This window comes from Aliagarivorans marinus DSM 23064, from assembly GCF_000429485.1.
In the GTDB taxonomy this organism is placed as follows: Bacteria; Pseudomonadota; Gammaproteobacteria; order Enterobacterales; family Celerinatantimonadaceae; genus Aliagarivorans; species Aliagarivorans marinus.
The window spans coordinates 141,223-158,943 of sequence record NZ_KE386909.1 but is presented as its reverse complement, the minus strand read 5'-3'; the positions used below and the strand labels follow the sequence as shown (position 1 = coordinate 158,943).

At 52.2% G+C, this 17,721-nt stretch carries 14 protein-coding genes; 6 read left to right on the top strand and 8 right to left on the bottom strand.

The annotated features are described in order from the left end of the window. Positions 1 to 15 precede the first annotated feature (15 nt). The 5 genes from cysK (at position 16) to G461_RS0120360 (ending at position 4,586) form a co-directional block, all read left to right on the top strand. The gene (gene cysK / locus G461_RS0120380; RefSeq protein ID WP_026973234.1) at positions 16 to 984 is read left to right on the top strand and encodes a cysteine synthase A; all 969 of its coding nucleotides are present in this window, start codon (positions 16 to 18) and stop codon (positions 982 to 984) included. Positions 985 to 1,381: 397 nt separating this feature from the next. After that, positions 1,382 to 1,639 (top strand): HPr family phosphocarrier protein, encoded by a 258-nt coding sequence (locus G461_RS0120375; RefSeq protein WP_026959230.1) that lies wholly within the window; start codon positions 1,382 to 1,384, stop codon positions 1,637 to 1,639. A 49-nt stretch (positions 1,640 to 1,688) separates the two neighbouring features. Beyond that, positions 1,689 to 3,416 (top strand): phosphoenolpyruvate-protein phosphotransferase PtsI, encoded by a 1,728-nt coding sequence (ptsI, locus tag G461_RS0120370; RefSeq protein ID WP_026973233.1) that lies wholly within the window; start codon positions 1,689 to 1,691, stop codon positions 3,414 to 3,416. A gap of 45 nt (positions 3,417 to 3,461) precedes the next feature. After that, positions 3,462 to 3,971, top strand: a complete 510-nt coding sequence (gene crr, locus G461_RS0120365; protein WP_026973232.1) for a PTS glucose transporter subunit IIA — start codon at positions 3,462 to 3,464, stop codon at positions 3,969 to 3,971. A gap of 129 nt (positions 3,972 to 4,100) precedes the next feature. Continuing rightward, entirely contained in the window at positions 4,101 to 4,586 is a 486-nt protein-coding gene (locus tag G461_RS0120360; RefSeq protein ID WP_026973231.1) for a GNAT family N-acetyltransferase, read from the top strand. An 83-nt stretch (positions 4,587 to 4,669) separates the two neighbouring features. Here the strand turns inward: G461_RS0120360 and G461_RS0120355 are convergent, their stop codons facing one another. Together G461_RS0120355 and G461_RS0120350 are read right to left on the bottom strand one after the other, a co-directional pair. Further along, positions 4,670 to 5,917 (bottom strand): carbohydrate porin, encoded by a 1,248-nt coding sequence (locus tag G461_RS0120355; RefSeq protein WP_026973230.1) that lies wholly within the window; start codon positions 5,915 to 5,917, stop codon positions 4,670 to 4,672. A 210-nt stretch (positions 5,918 to 6,127) separates the two neighbouring features. Beyond that, the gene (locus tag G461_RS0120350; RefSeq protein ID WP_026973229.1) at positions 6,128 to 8,245 is read right to left on the bottom strand and encodes an alpha-galactosidase; all 2,118 of its coding nucleotides are present in this window, start codon (positions 8,243 to 8,245) and stop codon (positions 6,128 to 6,130) included. A 358-nt stretch (positions 8,246 to 8,603) separates the two neighbouring features. Here G461_RS0120350 and G461_RS0120345 point away from each other — a divergent pair, with 358 nt between their 5' ends. Further along, complete coding sequence (locus G461_RS0120345) at positions 8,604 to 9,608, top strand: substrate-binding domain-containing protein (protein WP_026973228.1); 1,005 nt, start codon at positions 8,604 to 8,606, stop codon at positions 9,606 to 9,608. A 75-nt stretch (positions 9,609 to 9,683) separates the two neighbouring features. Here the strand turns inward: G461_RS0120345 and lacZ are convergent, their stop codons facing one another. The 6 genes from lacZ to nqrE form a co-directional block, all read right to left on the bottom strand. Further along, the gene (lacZ, locus tag G461_RS0120340) at positions 9,684 to 12,758 is read right to left on the bottom strand and encodes a beta-galactosidase, LacZ type (protein ID WP_026973227.1); all 3,075 of its coding nucleotides are present in this window, start codon (positions 12,756 to 12,758) and stop codon (positions 9,684 to 9,686) included. A gap of 45 nt (positions 12,759 to 12,803) precedes the next feature. Beyond that, positions 12,804 to 14,171 carry a melibiose:sodium transporter MelB gene (gene melB, locus G461_RS0120335; RefSeq protein WP_026973226.1) on the bottom strand — a complete coding sequence of 456 codons (1,368 nt, stop codon included), beginning with the start codon at positions 14,169 to 14,171 and terminating at the stop codon, positions 12,804 to 12,806. Between the two features lie 374 nt (positions 14,172 to 14,545). Next, complete coding sequence (nqrM, locus tag G461_RS0120330) at positions 14,546 to 14,782, bottom strand: (Na+)-NQR maturation NqrM (protein ID WP_026959239.1); 237 nt, start codon at positions 14,780 to 14,782, stop codon at positions 14,546 to 14,548. A 41-nt stretch (positions 14,783 to 14,823) separates the two neighbouring features. After that, positions 14,824 to 15,852 (bottom strand): FAD:protein FMN transferase, encoded by a 1,029-nt coding sequence (locus G461_RS0120325; RefSeq protein ID WP_026973225.1) that lies wholly within the window; start codon positions 15,850 to 15,852, stop codon positions 14,824 to 14,826. A gap of 3 nt (positions 15,853 to 15,855) precedes the next feature. After that, the gene (gene nqrF, locus G461_RS0120320) at positions 15,856 to 17,079 is read right to left on the bottom strand and encodes an NADH:ubiquinone reductase (Na(+)-transporting) subunit F (protein ID WP_026959241.1); all 1,224 of its coding nucleotides are present in this window, start codon (positions 17,077 to 17,079) and stop codon (positions 15,856 to 15,858) included. 29 nt (positions 17,080 to 17,108) lie between these two features. Further along, positions 17,109 to 17,717 (bottom strand): NADH:ubiquinone reductase (Na(+)-transporting) subunit E, encoded by a 609-nt coding sequence (nqrE, locus tag G461_RS0120315; protein ID WP_026959242.1) that lies wholly within the window; start codon positions 17,715 to 17,717, stop codon positions 17,109 to 17,111. Positions 17,718 to 17,721: the final 4 nt, after the last annotated feature.

Here is a 17,721-nt window from a genome sequence, read left to right as displayed (position 1 = left end):
AATAAAGGATACGTCATGGGAAAAATCTACGAAGACAATTCATTGACCATTGGCCGCACGCCACTGGTACGCCTGAACCGAGTAAGCAACGGTAAGGTACTAGCTAAGGTCGAAGCACGTAACCCAAGCTTTAGCGTAAAATGCCGTATTGGCGCTAACATGGTGTGGGATGCTGAGAAAAAGGGCCTGCTAAGCGAAGGCAAAGAGCTGATCGAGCCAACCAGTGGTAACACCGGTATTGCGCTGGCCTTTGTTGCAGCGTCTCGTGGCTACCCCATCACCCTGACCATGCCGAACACCATGAGCTTGGAGCGTCGTAAGCTGCTTAAAGCACTGGGCGCAAACCTGGTACTGACCGAAGGCGCCAAGGGCATGAAAGGCGCGATTCAGAAAGCTGAAGAGATCCAAGCCAGCGACCCAGACAAGTACGTGTTGCTGCAGCAGTTCGACAACCCCGCCAACCCAGAGATCCACGTGCAAACCACTGGCCCAGAGATCTGGGAAGACACTGACGGCGAGATCGACGTATTTGTAGCCGGCGTAGGTACCGGCGGTACCATCACCGGTGTGAGCCGCTACATCAAACTGGAAAAAGGCAAAGCGATTACCAGTGTTGCGGTAGAGCCTACCGACTCGCCAGTAATCACTCAGGCGAAAGCCGGTGAAGACCTCACCCCGGGTCCACATAAGATCCAAGGTATCGGTGCCGGCTTCATCCCGGGTAACCTGGACCTTGAAATGGTTGACGCGGTTGAGCAAGTTAGCAACGACGACGCCATCGAGATGGCGCAGCGTCTGATGGAAGAAGAAGGCATCCTGGCCGGTATCTCTTCAGGTGCCGCAGTGGTGGCGGCTAACCGTATCGCCGCTAAGCCAGAGTACGCCGATAAGAACATCGTAGTGATTCTACCTAGCTCGGGCGAGCGTTACCTAAGTAGTGCGCTGTTCGCTAACATCTTTACTGACCAAGAAACCGTTCAGTAATCACCGCACAGAACGAACACAAAAGCAGCACCCAGTGCTGCTTTTTTATGCGCACCAAACTTAATTTTTTACTATAAATAACATCGAAAGTATTGAGCAGGAGTTGAGAAATACCTATACTCCACCCCGTCAAAAGGGCGCTGTGAAATGTTTCTCAATGTAACATTATGTATCATTCCTGAGACATAGTTTTTATCGTGAAATATCTTTAAAGCGCTGTTAATAAAGAGATTTTTGGCGAAACACGCAAGATTTCACCAATGTATCATTGGCGTACGGCCGAGATTTGTTGATTTAGGTTAAATTTTGATGACAAGATTTGAGCTAAGGTCCCGGTCGAACGTACTAACTTTAAGCGTCTAAGCTTATAGCTAATTCACTAATAAGGAATGCACACATGTTCGAGAAGAGTGTTGTCATTACTGCAGAAAATGGTCTGCACACCCGCCCAGCTGCTCAGTTTGTTAAAGAAGCTAAAGCCTTCTCTGCAAACATCACCGTTGAAAGCAACGGCAAATCAGCCAGCGCTAAGAGCCTGTTCAAGCTGCAGACTCTAGGCCTGACCAAAGGCACCACTGTTGTTATTCGCGCTGAAGGCGAAGACGAGCAAAAAGCGGTTGAAACCCTGGTTGCTCTGATGGACGAGTTGGAATAAGCCCCTCTCCCCCAAAGTCTTTAAACGAATTAACAGATAGGTACAGGTTATGATTTCAGGTATTCTGGCATCGCCAGGCATCTCGTTTGGTAAAGCCCTGCTGCTTGCAGAGCAAGAAGTAGTAATCAACCAAGCGAACATCTCTGCTGAGCAAATCGACAGCGAGATCCAACGCTTCCTCGATGGTCGCAGCACCACCGCTAGCCAACTTGAAGAGATCAAGGTAATGGCCGGCAAAACCTTCGGTGAAGAGAAAGAAGCCATCTTCGAAGGCCACATCATGCTTTTGGAAGATGAAGAGCTCGAAGAAGAAATCGTAGCCTGTATCAAAGAACAGCTGCTGTCTGCCGACAACGCGGTGAACACCGTGATTGAGCAGAACGCGCAAATGCTGTCTGAACTGGACGACCCTTACCTGCGTGAACGTGCCACTGACTTCCGTGACATCGGCTCGCGTCTGGTTAAAAACATCCTGGGCCTGGAGATCGTATCTCTGAGCACCATCACCGAAGAAGTGATCCTGATTGCCAACGACCTGACCCCGTCGGAGACCGCGCAAATCAACCTGGACAAAGTTCTGGGCTTTATCACCGACATCGGCGGCCGCACCTCGCACACCTCGATTATGGCGCGCTCTTTGGAGCTTCCAGCCATCGTAGGTACAAACGACATCACTCAACAAGTGAAAAGCGGCGACATCATCGTTTTGGATGCCATCAACAACGAAGTTGTGATTAACCCAAGCGAAGACCAACTGAATACTTACAAGCAGCGCCAACAAGCCTACAACGATGAAAAGGCTGAGCTGGCGAAGCTTAAAGACCTACCAGCCGTAACCCTGGACGGCCACCACGCTGAAGTATGCTCAAACATCGGTACCATCAAAGATGTTGACGGCGCTCACCGCAACGGCGCAGAAGGCGTAGGTCTATACCGCACCGAGTTCCTGTTTATGGACCGTGACTCGCTGCCAACCGAAGACGAGCAGTTCAACGCCTACAAAGAAGTTGTTGAAGCCATGCAAGGCCAGCCAGTGATTATCCGTACCATGGATATCGGTGGTGACAAAGACCTGCCTTACCTGGACCTGCCAAAAGAGATGAACCCATTCCTGGGTTGGCGTGCAGTGCGTATCTTCTTCGACCGTGAAGAGATCATGAACACCCAGCTGCGTGCCCTGCTACGCGCCTCTGCCTTCGGCAAAGTTCGCATCATGTTCCCTATGATTATCTCTGTTGAAGAGATCCGTCAGCTTAAAGACGTACTGGAAACACTGAAGCAACAACTGCGTGATGAAGGCGTAGCCTTCGATGAGAACGTTGAAGTGGGCATCATGGTTGAAACACCAGCTGCAGCTGCAATTGCCCACCACTTAATCAAAGAAGTTGAGTTCTTTAGTATTGGTACCAACGATTTAACCCAATACACACTAGCCGTAGACCGTGGTAATGAGTTAATCTCTAAGTTATACAACCCGCTGTCTCCAGCAGTTCTTACTCTAATCAAGCAAGTTATCGATGCCTCGCACGCCGCAGGCAAGTGGACTGGCATGTGTGGTGAGCTGGCTGGCGACGAACGTGCAACACTGTTGCTACTGGGTATGGGATTAGATGAATTCTCGATGAGCGCAATCTCGATTCCTCGCGTGAAGAAACTGATCCGCAATGCAAACTTTGCCGACGTACAGCGCATGGCCGAACAAGCCTTGGCTGCACCGACTGCACAAGAAGTAGAAGCATTGGTAGATAACTTTATTCAACAACAGGCCGCTAACTAAACTAAGCTAGCAGCGACAAGAACTAAGAGTATTAGGAGCTCAAAAATGGGTCTTTTCGATAAATTCAAAAAAATGATTTCTGACGACGGCGCAAACGCAGCTGGCATCGAAATTATCGCTCCACTGTCTGGCGAGATTGTGGCAATTGAAGAAGTGCCTGATGTTGTATTTGCCGAGAAAATCGTTGGTGACGGTATTGCGATCCGCCCTGCTGGCAACAAAATGGTTGCACCTTGCGATGGCACCATCGGCAAAATCTTCGAAACCAACCACGCATTCTCACTAGAGTCTAGCGATGGCATCGAGCTGTTCGTTCACTTCGGTATCGACACCGTTGAGCTGAAAGGCGAAGGCTTCACCCGCATCGCTGAAGAAGGCCAAGAAGTGAAGATGGGCGACACCATCATCGAATTCGACTTGGCTGTGCTGGAAGAGAAAGCAAAATCAACTCTGACCCCTGTTGTGATTTCCAACATGGACGAAATCAAAGAGATGAACAAGCTGTCTGGCGCGGTAACTGTTGGTGAAACTGCGGTACTACGCATCACCAAGTAAGTCACGCGACTTAATGCTTATCAGGCCACGCAATGCGTGGCCTTTTTTGTGCCCGCAAGGCGGCTGAGTTGACCCTTCGCCGCGAGTTATGGCAGGCTCAGCCCATAGCACTAGAACAAGGATACCTCTGTGATAAGGGACGTTACCCCCGGCGACTACGACGCCATTACCACCATCTACAACCACTATATTCAACACGACACCAGTACCTTCGAAGAAGACACCATCTCAACTGACGAGATGGCCAGACGAATCAAAGACGTTGAAGCCAGCGGCTTTCCTTGGCTGGTGATGGAGCAAGATGGCGAGCTCTTGGGCTATGCCTACGCCAAAGCCTGGCATGTGCGCAGCGCTTACCGCTTTACCGCCGAGCCAACAGTGTATCTGGCCCATCAGCATACTGGTGCTGGCCTCGCTACCCCACTGTACCAAGCCTTGTTTGAGCGGCTACGCGCCCAGCAGATCAAGCAGTTGATAGCGGTGATTACCCTGCCCAACCCCGCCAGCAGCCGTTTTCACGACAAGTTAGGGATGGAGAAAGTCGGCCACTTTAAGGATGTTGGCTTTAAGTTTGGCAAGTGGATGGATGTGGGTTATTGGCAGCTAAGCCTTTAACACCCGACTACGCCTTAGCGCAGAGACACAAAAGCCGGCGTCATGCCGGCTTTCGTCAACTTAGGATGTTGTGTGTGGCGCGCTTACCACCAAGTTTCCAGGTTGAAACCGAAGGTCCACTCATCCACGCTGTCTTTGATGGCGGTCGCTTCGCCGTATACGCCATCACGCATCCATTCGTCGTTGGTTTCCGAGTAGGTGGCAAACAAGCGAATGCTTGGACGTCCCCAAGGGCCTTGGCCAGCTTGGAAGATCTGCGCCACGGTAACCTTGAACATATCGTTGGTACCCGCGCCGTTTTGTGCTTCTACACTCTCGTAACCCATTTCCATCGCGGTTGCCATAAAGTGGTTCCACTGGTACTGAGGACGCGCACCTACGCTGAACCATTTCTCGCCGTCGTTGTTATCCAGGTTCTTGTCTTGATAAGCAATCGAGTACATCACAGCGAAGTCATCGTGAATGTTTAGGTCGCCATGGTTGAAGATACGCCAGCTGTGGCCATCATGCTCAACACCGGTGTTGTACTTACGGTTTGAACCGCCTTCAGCGCTCATCAGGCCACCAGCTAATGCATCGGTACCAAACTGGAATGCCAAGGTGTTGTGACCATAGTTCCAGCCTTGGTTGTAGAGCATCGACAGCATCATACCGGAGGTGGTGATGTCATCTTCGTCGTAGCTGCTGTTTTGAGCAAACAGATAGTTCAGACCCACGGTCAGGTTGGCAGAGTCAGACAAACGAATATCGCTTACGCGGGCATCCAGGTGATGCAAAGAGCGCTCATCAGCACTTGAGTTCGGAGCCATCCAGGCGATGTGGCCTTTACCAAAGCCTAAATCCCAGTTTTCGATACCGACACCGGTGCTTGAGGTGTCCCAGTACTTGATGTCAATCATGTGGACTTCGTGGCGACGGTAGAAGCGCTCACCCGCCCAGATTGATGCTTGCTCTTGACCTGAGAACAGGCCATGGCCGGCACCCCAAAGCTGAATAATGCTCACATCTCCCCAGTCTTCGCCGCTTCCCAACATCAACGTGGTGTCCCAGTACTGCTCACCATCACGCCAAACATCAGCTTTAACACCCGCTTCCCACCAGTTCAGCTCGTTGCCCAAGCGGTAGTTACCATAACCTCCGGTGGCACGAATCACATCGTTGCGCTCGCCTTTGCCATCGTTGTGAAGATCGTTATCGGTGTAAATGTTTCCCCACTTGGCGTAGCCCATGTAAGTTAGGTTTTCTACCACTGGCTTTGCACTTGCAGAAGTGGCCGCAGCCCCCATGGCAATTGCTAGCGCAACCGATTTAGCCAAACGATGATGTTTCATTAATGTCTCCAACAAACACTAGTTGTTCTTAATTTGTGGAGCGAATTCTAATGACATATGTAAACGTTTACAGCGCCTTTCACGAGAATCGTGAGCAAGATCTTATTATTTTTCCCTTTATATTCAATGAGTTAAAAGCGCACGCAAGCAGGCCCCAGCATAACTGCCAGAGCCTGTCTTAGAATCGTAGGTGTTATTGGCCTAAGGGATTTACAGCTGCTGGATATGCACTAGCACAGCACTCTCTGAGTCCATAATCGGCATGGCCAAGCCGGCGCGTTCTAACCATTCGCCGGTTAACTCGACCCCTTGCTCAGTCCACGCCGGTTGGCAAGCAACCAGACCTTCGAACAGATTCTCGGGATGGTCGATCAAGCTGACCTTGTAGCGCGCCAGTGGGTTCAAGCCCGGGATCCGCAGCGTAGAGCTTAGCGAATGGGTGGGCATCTGAGTTTGCGCCACCATCACCAGCGCTTCAGTACGGTCACAGCAAACCACGCCATGGGCCATCTGCGCCACTTCGTCGTCGACAGGGATCCGAAAGCTCTTACCACTGTGCAGCAGCGGGCGGAAGCGTTTGTGCAACTTGATGTATTTTACAAAGCCCTGCTTCTCCTCGGCGCTTTCGCGGACCGGGTCCAGCTCAATACCCATGTGACCGAACAGTGCGGTAAGGCCTCGGAAGTTAATCGTGTGGCGACGGCGCGTGCTGTGACAATGGCTGGCACCGATGTGGCTGCCCATCACCTCGGGTGGGAAGAAGTAGCTCATGCCACGCTGAATGATCTGACGCTCCAACGCGTCGTTATTATCCGATGTCCAGAAGCGGTGGGTCCGTTTAAGCACCTCAAAATCGATGCGGCCACCGCCAGCGGCGCAGGACTCGATCTCAACTTGCGGGTGCTTGGCAGCCAGCTTATCGACCAAGCGATAATAGGCTTCCACCTGTCCTTGCCCAGCCGCACGGCCATGGTGGCCAGGCTGCACAATCTCACGGTTCATATCCCACTTGATGTAGGCGATGTTGTAGTGACTCAGGAAGTGATCAAGTCGCTCGAATAGATAATCAAACGCCTCTTTGATCTGCAGGTTGATGGCATACTGATTACGCCCGGTTGGCTGCTCGTAGCCTTCTACCCCGAGTAGCCACTCTGGGTGACTGCGGTAGAGATCCGAGTCCTTGTTGATCATCTCCGGCTCAAACCAGAGACCGAACTCCATACCGAGCTGATTAACATGCTCTACGATCTTACCCAAGCCCTCAGGGTATTTCTGCTCATCGAGGAACCAATCACCCAAGGCAGCCTTATCGCCATTGCGACCTTTAAACCAACCGTCGTCGATAATGAAACGTTCAACGCCCATCTCGGCAGACTCACTGGCCATCTTCATGATGTAGCTTGGGTCATGATCAAAGTAGATCCCTTCCCAGGTATTGAGATGAATAGGCCGCGCCTTGTGGCTTAAGCGTTTTGCCAAGATCTGCTCGCGCACATGCTGATGGAAGTGCGCGCTCATGCCGTTTAGCCCCTGGTCGCTGTAGCTTGCGTACAGCCACGGCGTAGTCAGGCTTTCGCCCTCACTCAGGCTGATTTCGCCAGGTAAGTACAAAGCCTCGCCTTGCACCATGCGACGACCATCGGTTTTAACATCGGCGCGCATCCGGTGGTTGCCGCTCCATGCCAGGTGGAAGCCCCACACCTCGCCACTGGTTTCGCCAAAATGACGCGAGCCGGTAACAAACGCAGGATAGTGTTCATGAGAGGTGCGACCGCGTCGGTTCTCCTGAATGTAGCCGCCATGCTGCAGGCTGTGGCGCTGCTGTTGGAACTCGTGCACCCAGCGCCCGTAGTAGCTCATTAGCTCCTCGGCCCGCTCAGGCACTGGCAAGGTAGAGGCCAAACGGGTGACCTGATAGTCGCCCTTAGCGTCGTTGAATAGCTGGTGACGAACCTTAAGCACGTCGTCTTCTTCCAGCACCAACTCCGTGCGCAGGCGCAAACCAGCGCGCTTGTCCACTGACACCAGTACCACATAGTGGGGCTGCTGCTGGACCTGCTCAATGGTAAACGCCGGCGCCCAGTCCAGGCCATCACGGTGTCCCTCAAGCCCCGGGCTTGAAAACACGCCACGTGCGAGCTCGGGATGCAGGCTTAGCGATACATCCTTATCCAAGCGGCCATAGGGAACGGGTCGCTTTAGTGCCAATGCCAGCTGCTCTGGCGGATGGTTTAAACGTTTTCCCCAATACAAGATCTCGGCATAGTCGCCGATCTCCAGTATCACCTCAGTGTGGCAACCACGCATGTGGACTAAGCTTTGCGCCATTATGTTTACCCTATTTCGAATTTGCGGCTAATTTACTGGTTTATCCCAGAGCATACTGTGACACAAGGCACAAAAGTAAACGTTTACACAGCATGTTTGACTAGGAACGCCCAGTTTGAGTAACCAGCGACAATTAGCCCTTCCCTATTAACTTACTGAGTTAACTGCGATATAACACAGGTAGCTGCACATAATTTATGCTAGCGGCCACTTCGCTTGACCCGCATCACGTGCGTATAATTGGCAAACGTTAACATGTACCGCTCTTGCACTTGTGCAGTACAGATAGTGCACCGCTTCAAGTAATGGAATGCAACCACCAGTCAAGACCAATAATTAGCAAGCAAATACAAGATATATGTCAACGATAAAGGATGTAGCAAAGCTGGCAGGCGTATCAGTTGCCACCGTATCACGGGTGGTAAACCGCTCCCCTCGAACCAGCGAAAAAGCCATTAAGGCGGTAACAGAGGCGATGGAAGCGCTCAGCTATCGTCCCAATGCGAATGCGCGCGCATTAGTTAGCCAAACCACCCAAACTATGGGCGTGTTGGTGGGGGATGTGTCTAACCCCTTCTTTGGCGCAATGCTCAAGTCGATCGATTTGGTCTGCCGCGATCAGGGCAAGCACCTGCTAATTGGCAACGGCTATCATGAAGCGGACAGCGAACGAGAAGCTATTGAAATACTGATCAACAGCCGCTGTGAGTCCCTTGTCATCCACTCCAAAGGCCTCAGCGATCAGGACCTAACCAAGTTTTGCAAAGAAGTGCCGGGCTTGGTGGTGATCAACCGCCAACTCGATGAAGTACCTGAACGCTGTATCTCGCTGGATAACTATAAAGGCTCATACTTGGCCACCGAGTATCTGCTCAATCAAGGCCACCGCGATATTGCCTATATCTGCTCCGAGCACGACATCGAAGATGCCGATAGCCGCAAACAAGGCTACCGCGACGCACTGGCGGCTCATGGCGTCAGCCCACAAGAGCATGCCATTGCCTGTGGTTATCCCGATGAGCAAGGCGGCGAGAAGGCGATGCGAGATCTGCTCTCACGAGGCGTGAGTGTCACCGCCGTCGCGGCGTACAACGACTACATGGCAGCCGGAGCAATGGCCTGTCTGGAAGAGAGTGACATCGCCGTTCCCGAGCAAGTGTCGGTGATTGGCTTCGATGATGGCTTGATTTCGCGGTACATGAAGCCACGCCTGACCACCATTCGCTACCCCATTCAACCGATGGCCGAGCAAGCGGCCAGATTGGCCCTACAGTTGGCCCAAGGCAGCTCCCCAGAATCTAGCCCGCACGTGTTTGTGCCCACCTTGGTCAAGCGTAACTCGGTTAAACCCCTTACTCATTAATTGCCCTGTCTTAAAAAGCAAACATCCCCCGCCGAGGCGAGGGATGTGTGCTTGACCGACAGTGATTGAGCGCGGTTAACTCGCGCTTAGCTGCAAGCGGTAACGGTACTGCGTCTGCTCCAGCAAGAACTCCTGATGCACGCTCGGGCTCCAAGAGTCATCACCACCAACGCCCATATGGAAGCCATCCAGACGTAGGTAAGTATTACCATCGGCATGTAGGTCACAGCTGTGCTTGGCTTGTTCAAGCATCGCTTGTGGGTACTCGCTACAGCCAAACAGGAAATCACCTTGAACCCGCAGTTTGCCCACCTTGGCTTCCCGCACATCACTACGCAGGCCGTTCTCGCTCGGGAAGATGTAGTCGGTATGCATCGCGCTTAACGGCAGTGCATAGCGACCGACATCGGCCGACAAGATACGATCGGGGTAGTTTTCGTGGGGACCACGGCCAAACCACTCAACGTCGTTGTCGCTGGCCGGCAGCGCTAACTCGATCCCCACACGAGGCAATGGAGGCAGGCTTGTCTGCGCAGCCACCTCAACCGTTAGATCGATCTGCCCTGTTGCGTTAATACGGTAGCACCAGTGGCTATCGAGCACCCGTTTGCCATTGGCACGGTGCTGGAAGACGGCTTCAAGCTCTAGCTCATTTGCCAACTTGTTCACCTTAAAGTGCTGCAGCGTTGGCTCTAAGGCATTCAGGCTGGCATCGCTCCAACGCGCAATCCACGAGTTCGGGTCGAGGGTATCGGCTTCGCTGGTACCAATGTCGTTGTCCAGTAGTGCACGATAGAAGTTATCGCGAAGTGGGCTGGCAATCACTGGCACGTCTTTGTTCAGCCACTGGCACAGGTAACCGCTGTTGGTATCGAAGACAAACTGATTGTCACCCGCGCGCACCTGCAGCTCACCATTTTGCTCGGTGATAACTGGCGCCTCTGATTTAACATCGCTGCTATCTAGCGAACGAGTCGCAGCTTGCAGTACAAACTGTTGCGCTGAGATGCTGTGGCCAGCGTCGGCCCATGCGCAAGGCTCTGCACTAACCAGTTCAACATTGAAGTGATACTCGCAGGCCGGTTCGAACTCAGGGAGTGACTCCAGCAGTTCAAACTGCTCGGTTTGCTCGGCCGCTATCGTTACCCGCTGTGCGTTGCTGGCAATGGTTTCGCCGTCTTTTTTCAGTGACCAGCGCAGCTCTAACTCAGGTGCGCTAAACAGCAGCTCACTGGTGACATTTAGAGTGCCGCCTTCGAGACTAAACTGGTGGAACTGCTGAGCGCGTTTTGCCTCAAACAGCGCCGGGTGTGGGGTACGGTCAGGGAACAGCACACCATTGATACAGAACTGGCGGTCATTGATTTCATCGCCAAAGTCCCCGCCATAGCCCCAGTAGTGACGGCCATTGTCGTCAGTCTTTGACAGCCCCTGATCCACCCAGTCCCAGATAAAGCCACCTTGCAGGCGCGGGTACTCGCGGAAGGCATCCCAGTACTTGTTAAAGCTACCCAGGCTGTTGCCCATGGCATGGGCATACTCACACAAGATCAGCGGACGTTGCTCACCGGGCATACTAACCCACTGCTTGATGGGATACTTGGGTACCGATTCATGGTCTTGCATTTGATCGACGCGCGAGTACATCGGGCAGATGATGTCGGTTGCGGCAGTATTGGCGCCGCCGCCCTCGTATTGCACCGGACGCGACGGGTCACGCTGCTTGGTCCACTGGTACATTGCATGTAAGTTAGGCCCAATGCCCGACTCATTCCCGAGCGACCAGATAATGATCGACGGGTGGTTCTTGTCGCGCTCAACCAATGCGGTCATGCGCTGCATGTAGGCGCTGATCCAAGTCGGGTCGTTGGATAGACGCGACATCGGGAACTGTCCATGGGTCTCGAGGTTGGCCTCGTCCACCACATACAAGCCGTACTCATCACACAGCTCGTACCAACGCGGATGGTTGGGGTAGTGCGAGGTGCGCACGGCGTTGAAGTTGTATTGCTTAAGCAGCTTGATGTCTTGCAGCATCGAGGCTTCGTCGACCGCATGACCAGTTTCTGGGTCATGCTCGTGACGGTTAGCCCCGCGGATCAGCAGCGCTTTGCCATTAAGCTTTAGCAAGCCATCGATAATCTCTACCCGGCGGAAGCCAACGTTATAGGCTTCGCTCTCGATCAGTGCGCCTTGCTCGTCGAGCAAGCTGACCACACAGCGATACAAGTAGGGCTGCTCGGCGCTCCACTTATGTGGGTTTGCCACGCTTAGGCGGTGCTCAATGCGATCGTCCCAGGCACCTTTTTCGTCAACTTCACGCTGAGCTGTACCGCACAGGGCATCACCTAACATCGGAACCTGCGCGCCTTCAGCGTCAAACAATTCAACCTTCACGCGGTGACTACTGGTTTTCGCACTCAGTTGGGTGCTTACCGCTAGCACTGCATCACGATAGCAATTGTCTAACTCGGTGTTGATGAACACATCGTTAATCGCCAAGGCAGGTTTGCTGTATAGGTAAACATCGCGGAAGATACCGCTGAGCCACCACATATCCTGGTCTTCGATGTATGAACCATCACACCAACGGATCACCATCACGGTCAGGCTGTTACTGCCTTCTACCAAGTAAGGGCTAAGGTCAAACTCTGCTGGCAAGCGGCTATCTTGCGAATAACCCACCCAGCGGCCGTTACACCATAGGTGCATTGCTGAGTTAACCCCATCAAAGACAATTCGCGTTTGCTCTTGCAACTGCTCAGCGCAGACATCAAAGTGGCGGCGGTAGACCCCGGTAGGATTCTGTTGCGGCACATAAGGCGGGTTGTCAGTAAATGGATACTTGATGTTGCAGTAGATTGGCTTGTCATAACCTTGCATCTGCCAGTTGCTGGGCACCTTGATGGCATCCCATGCTGCATCGTCAAACTGACTGTCGATGACGGCTGCATCCACCGCTTCGGGGCGTTCAAACAAGCTGAACTTCCACTGGCCATTTAAGTACTGCCGCTGGCTTTGTTGCGCGGCTTTTGCGGCTTCGCTGTTACGGTAGCTGTGCATCGGGGTATGAGGCACCACCGTGTTCAGCTTAACCACTTGCTGGTTCTGCCAGTCTTGGCTGGCGATGATATCGTTGAAAGATCTCATTCGTTACCTCAAAGAGTCACGGCCCCTAGAGGGGCCGTTTTATGCTTATGCGAGTTCTGGTGCCGCGTTGGGGCTGACTTCTTGTTGCTCCGGCGTAAAGCCTTCATGCAAGCGGTAGAAGCGTTTATAGATCCAAACACTCAGTAACATCAGCGCGGTTGGAATGCCTAGCATCATGAACTGGATACCGAAGATGGTTGAGTCGGTTTGCACCACGTTTGGTTGATAGCCCACCAAGGTCAGACCCACACCTACAATAAAGCCACCCAGTGCACCGGCAAATTTCACCAACATGGTTTGCACTGAGAAGATAACACTCTCACTGCGACGGCCAGTTTTGTGCTCACCGTAATCCACAACGTCTGCCAGCATTACGGTTTGAAGTGCATTGGTAATACCTACACCGAATTTAATCGCTGCACCAGCAAGACCAATCAAAATTGCGTTACCCGGCATAACAAGGTTCATCGCCAGTAGAATCACTGAAGACGCAATCGCAGCGCCACAGGCGATAATCCATAGGTTCTTGCGTGGTAGCCATGCCGCCAAGCGAGGGAACAAGAATACACCGGCAATCTCAGCAGCGCCCGCTACCATCATGTAGATTGGGAATAGCGCTTCATTACCCAGTGCATAGGCGAAGTAGTAGATAGCAAAGCCGCTAACCAGCATGTTTGCTACTTGGAACGACAATACAGTACCGATTAGCGCTTTAAGCTGATCGTTGCCACCGATGATTTGAATAACATCACGTACGTTAAAGCGCTCGGTTACGCCTGCAGAGACCTTAGCCTGCTCCTTCACGTTGATGCCGGTAAGGATGGCGCTGAATACGAAGAATACCGCAACACCCATTGCCAGATAGGTAAAGCCTTGACCTTGGTCTTCGCCACCCAGTACACCCACCACATGCAGGCCATAAGTACCCATTAGGAACCACGCTAAGCTAGCGAACAAGCGCGGCCAAACAACCAGCTTCTCACGCTCTTCACGGGCGTTGCTCAGTGCCGGGATCATTGACCAGTATGGGATATCCATAATGGTGTAAGTCAGGCCCCAAAGGATGTAAGCCACCGTTGCGTAGACCAGCAACGCAGTGCCTTCAAAGTTGTGGGTGCTAAACAGTGCAATCAACACCACAGAGTTAATCAGGGTGCCAATCACAATCCATGGACGGAACTTACCGAAGCGCGAGCGGGTGTTATCCACCACCATGCCCATCATCGGGTCGGTGATCGCGTCAATGATCCGCGCTGCTAAAAAGATAGTACCCACGAATGCAGCTGAAATACCCGCTACATCGGTGAAATAGAACATTAGAAACAGGTAGATAGGTGCACAACCGAAGTCCTTGCCCAAGGCACCGATACCGTAAGAGAGTTTAGTTTTAAATGAAATCGTTGAGTCAGACACTCGTACTGCCCTTGTTTTACGAATTAGTTACAGTGCGCATTATCTACATTCCCACTGGCATTTCTGTGATCGAAAAGACATAAATGGAAACGTTTACACCTCTTTCTCAAGTATCTTTGTTTGCATCATAGTTACAAAATATCACTACAAGTCCCTTATTAAGCGGGGCCATGTCGTATAAACGTTCTGATTGATTGCTTTTCAGACTTGCCGTGTAACTTAATTATTAACCGACATGTAACCGTATACACAGCAGCTTTGGGCTTTGGCCAAAAGTTTTGGGGAAGGAGATAAAACAAGGTGCTGGGAGCATATCGCAGCCACAAAAAAACGGCCGCATAGGGCCGTTTATGGTCATCCAGGGCTGGGTTGCACTAGATAATGCGATTCTCTTTTTGCATCGCCTGGCGAGTCTTCTCTTTGGCCGCTTCCTTAGCCATTTTCGCCTTACGACGATCACAAGGCTCTGGGCAGTCACACTCTTTGTCGATGCCCACCGATGCCAGTCCACCACAGCTGCCGCTGATGGTTTTCTGCTGCACAATGTAACCAATTGCCATGGCGGCAATGATCACCAGGAAAAATACGAAGGTCGCGATAAAGTACGCCATTGATTACCTCTAGTTTGCCCTCAGCAGTGCCCGACTTTTGGCTACTGCTGAATCAAAGGAGCGAATGCGTCGCTGATATGTTCAGCAAACTCTTCACCCTGTTTCTCGATAATATACACAGCCAGTGCCCGCTCCTTTGCCATGGCCATACTCGCTTCAACACCCATAACGGTGAAGGCGGTTGCATAAGCGTCGGCCATCATACTGCTTTGGGTTACCACTGTCACGGATACGATCTTATTGGCAATTGGCTTAGCAGTCGCAGGATTGATGGTGTGTGAATAACGGACCCCATCATGCTCGAAATAATTTCGATAATCGCCGGAGGTTGCCAGCCCACCATCACCCGGGGCGATGATCTTCTGGATAGCGCCCGTTCCACCTGCCACCGGTTTCTCAACCGCAATGCGCCAAGGTGCATCTTTGTCGTTGTGCCCGTTCAGGCGCAGCTCACCGCCGATATCTACCAGGTAGTTGGCCACGCCTTGCGCTTCTAACACCTCGGCAACCCGGTCCACACCATGGCCTTTAGCTATCGCCGACAGGTCCAGATACAGCTCTGGAACAGCCTTGCTCAGCATGCCATCTTGCAGGCTTAGGTGCTGATAACCCACTTTCGCACTCGCTTGTGCCACTTGCTCATCGCTAGGGATGGTTTCCGGGCGACCTTCAGGGCCGAACCCCCACAAGTTGACCAAGGGGCCGACAGTTGGGTCAAACGCCCCGACAGTTGCCTCTGAGAGCGCAATGGATGCGTCCATCACATAGGCAAAGTGCGATGAGATTGCCATCGGCTCGCTGCCCTCGGACTGGTTAAAGCGCGAGATCTCGGAGCTGGGGCGGTAGGTCGACATCTCATCGTTAACCGCTTCCAGTTCATCATCAATCAATGCCTGTAGCGCCTCACCGTCGGGCAGTTGCGCCTTGGTATCCACCACTTTCACCTGATAGTAGGTGCCCATGGTCGAGCCGGTAATCTGCAGGGTGTAAAGATCGCTGGATTTCTCACAGCCACTAATAAAAAAGGCCAGCCCGATAAGGGCCAGCCATTGCTTTAAGGTCGTTTTCACGAATTAACCACCAAAGTCATCCAACATGATGTTTTCGTCTTCAACGCCCAGATCTTTGAGCATGTTGATCACAGCCGCGTTCATCACCGGTGGACCACACATGTAGTATTCACAATCTTCCGGCGCTTCGTGGTCGCGCAGGTAGTTCTCGAACAGAACGTTGTGAATGAAGCCGGTGTAGCCATCCCAGTTGTCGCCCTCTTGCGGGTCAGACAGGGCTACGTGCCACTGGAAGTTCTCGTTGTCGGCTGCCAGACCATCGAAGTCTTCTTGGTAGAAGATCTCACGACGTGAACGGGCACCGTACCAGAAGCTCATCTTACGGCTAGACTTCAGACGCTTAAGCTGATCGAAGATGTGTGAACGCATTGGCGCCATACCAGCACCACCACCGATAAATACCATCTCGTTGTCGGTCTCTTTGGCGAAGAACTCACCGAATGGACCAGAGATAGTCACTTTATCGCCCTTCTTCAGGTTGAAGATGAACGATGACATCTTGCCCGGAGGCAGAGTCATATCGTTTGGCGGCGGGGTAGCGATACGCACGTTCAGCATAATCAGGCCTTCTTCCTCAGGGTAGTTAGCCATTGAGTATGCACGAATGGTTTCTTCGTCTACTTTTGATTCCAGCTTGAACAGGTCGAAGTGGTCCCAGTCGCCACGGTACTGATCTTCGATATCGAAGTCAGAGAATTTAACGTGGTGAGCAGGCGCTTCAATCTGAATGTAACCACCGGCGCGGAACGGTACCGATTCACCATCAGGGATCTGCAGTACCAGCTCTTTAATGAAGGTAGCTTGGTTATCGTTAGAGATAACCTCACAATCCCACTTCTTCACACCGAAGATCTCTTCTGGAAGCTGGATTTCCATATCTTCTTTTACGTTAACCTGACAGGCCAAACGCAAACCTTCGCGGGCTTCGCCCTTAGAGATATGGTCAAGCTCGGTTGGCAGGATGTCGCCGCCACCAGACTTAACAGTTGCATGACACTGGCCACACGAGCCACCGCCACCACAAGCAGAAGAAATAAAGATACCGTTGCTACCCAGCACGTTCAGCAGCTTGCTGCCGGCGCTGGTAGTAATGGTCTTTTCTGGATCACCGTTAATGGTGATCTTGATTTCACCCGAAGCTACGAGCTTAGACTTAGCAAACAAAATCACTGCTACCAAGGCCAAGACGAGCAAGGTAAACATCATTACGCCGAGAATAATTTCCATCGACTATTTTCCTTGTAGTTATTGGCCGCTTACAGCGAAACGCCTGAAAACGCCATGAAAGCCATCGCCATCAAACCTACGGTGATAAAGGTAATACCCAAACCACGTAGACCCGGAGGCACGTCAGAGTACTTCATCTTCTCGCGAAGACCTGCCAGAGCAACAATTGCCAGCATCCAGCCCACACCGCTACCTACGGCGTAAACGAAAGATTCTGCCAGGTTGTACTCACGCTGTACCATGAAGGATACGGCACCAAAGATGGCACAGTTCACGGTGATCAGTGGCAAGAAGATACCCAGAGCCTGATAAAGAGCTGGGAAGAACTTGTCCAGTACCATCTCAAGGATCTGTACCAGTGCCGCGATCACACCAATGAACGCGATAAAGTTCAGGAAGCTCAGGTCAACTTCAGGCAGACCAGCCCACGCCAGCGCACCCGGCGCCAACAGGCTAGTGTAAATGATTTGGTTTACCGGAACCGCAATACCCAGTACTACGATTACCGCTACACCCAGACCGAAAGAGGTTTTAATCTTTTTCGATACCGCCAGGAAGGTACACATACCCAGCAGGAAAGCGAGCGCCAAGTTTTCGATGAAAACAGAGCGAACGAAGAGACTAATATAATGTTCCACTAGC